Annotated in this window: 3 protein-coding genes and 1 pseudogene; 1 reads left to right on the top strand and 3 read right to left on the bottom strand. The window is 71.8% G+C overall.

Features of this window, described 5'->3' with window-relative positions; all coding sequences use genetic code 11:
• Nucleotides 1–103 (bottom strand): annotated as a pseudogene (locus FDZ70_09775) (DUF1287 domain-containing protein).
• A 332-nt stretch (nt 104–435) separates the two neighbouring features.
• On the opposite strand from FDZ70_09775, the gene FDZ70_09770 reads away from it, so the two are divergent.
• Nucleotides 436–1170 carry a hypothetical protein gene (locus tag FDZ70_09770; protein TLM69416.1) on the top strand — a complete coding sequence of 245 codons (735 nt, stop codon included), beginning with the start codon at nt 436–438 and terminating at the stop codon, nt 1168–1170.
• A 21-nt stretch (nt 1171–1191) separates the two neighbouring features.
• Here FDZ70_09770 and FDZ70_09765 read toward each other — a convergent pair whose 3' ends face one another.
• Together FDZ70_09765 and FDZ70_09760 are read right to left on the bottom strand one after the other, a co-directional pair.
• Complete coding sequence (locus tag FDZ70_09765; protein ID TLM69415.1) at nt 1192–1827, bottom strand: hypothetical protein; 636 nt, start codon at nt 1825–1827, stop codon at nt 1192–1194.
• On the bottom strand, nt 1812–2036 hold a 225-nt coding region (locus FDZ70_09760), incomplete at its 5' end, for a PASTA domain-containing protein (GenBank protein TLM69414.1). The genes FDZ70_09760 and FDZ70_09765, both read right to left, overlap by 16 nt.

The raw sequence follows: 2036 nt of genomic DNA, 5'->3' as shown, positions 1-2036 counted from the left end.
CGCCGGTGGAGGAGGGCACGTCGCCTCCCGGGTACGGGATAATCACGTACGCCGGGTCGTACGAGGTGGTCACGCCGACCTGCGCCATCGCAGCGGACGCAAGCGCACGAGCGCGGGGCGAGGAACGGTCGATGGCCGCGGAGGGGGCCGCGGCTCGCGCGCCGGCGTCGCCGGGGCCGGCGGACGGCGTGCCGCCCGCACCTCGCGACCCCGGACCGAAAGCCACCCACACCCCGACGGCGGCCAGCGCCGCGAGTGCCGCCCCGACGATCACGATGCGCTTGCGCACGTGCGGGCCTCCTCGGACACCATCGTGCCACGCGGCCCGCGCGGCCGGCCGCGAACGTCACGGGAACGACACTCACACACTCGGGTACGATTCGCGCAACGACGCGGCGCGATCACGCCGCACCCGCGGCACGAAGGGTCCCTCGCATGAAGCGCGGCTGGCGTCTCAAGTTCGGCATCGTCCTCGTGGCCGTTTCGGCGGCGCTCATGGCTCTGCACTACCTGATCTTCCGCGACGCTCACCACCTCGCGATCTTCACGCTGCATGACATCGCGTTCCTGCCGATCGAGGTGCTGCTCGTCACGCTCGTCATCGACCAACTGCTCGACCGGATGGCCAAGCGCGAACTCATCGGCAAGCTCAACATGGTCATCGGGCTGTTCTTCAGCGAGACCGGCACGGAGCTGCTCCGCCGGCTCGTGGCGTTCGACACCGTGTGTGAGGTGCGCGAGGAGTTCCTCGTGGAGGCCGACTGGGACGCGGCGCGATTCGCGGCGGCGAAGAAGGCGGTGGCCGCGTACGACTTCGAGGTGGACACCTCACTCGGCGACCTCGACGGGCTGCGCGAGCACCTGCGCGGCTCGCGCGACCTGCTCGTTCGCCTGCTCGAGAACCCCAACCTGCTCGAGCACGACGAGTTCACCAACGCGATGTGGGCGGTCTTCCACCTCATCGCGGAGCTGGAGGAACGCGGGGACTTCGCGGCGCTGCCCGAAAGCGACCTCGCGCACCTCGGCGGGGACATCAAGCGCGCGTACGCGGCCGTGGCGACGCAGTGGCTCGACTACGTGCAGCACCTCAAGGCCGACTACCCGTACCTGTTCTCGCTCGCGATCCGCACGAACCCGCTCGACCCGCGCGCCAGCGTGACGGTGCGGTAGGGCCGAGGCGGACGGTCCGCGTCACCCCAGCGCGCGCTTGAGCGGCCCGAACAGCCGGCCGCTCTGCCACTCGCGGTCGACGAAGTAGGCGAGCAGCACGCCGCCGACCACGTCGATCGAGTAGTGGCCGTGCGCCGCGACCAGCGTCACCCACTCGACGACGGCGAGTACGTACAGCCACGCGCGCAGCCGCGGCGCGCGCGCCGGGTCGGTGAGCCGCGCGCACAACCACGTCACCGCCGCGTGCCCCGACGGGAACATCCCGTACTGGACGACCGAGAAGACGAACGGCCCCTCGCCCTGCGCGGACGCAAGAGGCGTGAGCACCATGATCGCGGCCCGCAGCAGGTACATCAGCGAAACGACGGTGACGATGCGGGGCAGGTCCTCGCGTGCGCGCGTCAGCACGTGGAACGCGAACAGCGTCAGCGCAGCGATGAGCGCGGCGGCCGTGACGTAGCGGACCGGCGCGTAGTACGGGACGAGCTCGAACAGCAGGTCGCGCGGGGCAGGCCGGTCGGGGAACCCGGCGACGATGAGTGCGTTGCCCGCGTAGGTGGCCGCGCCCGCCGCCGCCGCCATCGCGAGCGAGACGGCGAGTGCGCGGGCGGTCGGGCGGCCCGGCGCTGTCGCCGGCGCCGCTACTGCGACTCCCACCAGGAGTGGTAGCTGACCGTCGAGCCCTTCGGCACGAGGGTGCCGACCGCGGGGCGGACGTGGTACGCCTGCCCGATGCCGGCCGCGTCCGGCTCGATGGGCCCGTGGATCGAGACCTCCTTGGGGACGAGGCCCGCCGCGCGCAGCTTCTTGTCGGCGGCGTCCCCGTACAGCCCGCGGATGTCCGGCACGCGCACCATGACAACGCC

Source organism: Actinomycetota bacterium (genome assembly GCA_005774595.1).
Taxonomy (GTDB): domain Bacteria; phylum Actinomycetota; class Coriobacteriia; order Anaerosomatales; family D1FN1-002; genus D1FN1-002.
Note: the sequence above shows the minus strand (reverse complement) of the source record. Positions and strands in the feature narration are given on the sequence as shown.

Excerpts from the sequence above, each read along its gene's own strand:
- FDZ70_09770 (TLM69416.1), top strand. The coding sequence starts at position 436 with ATGAAGCGCGGCTGGCGTCTCAAGTTCGGCATCGTCCTCGTGGCCGTT.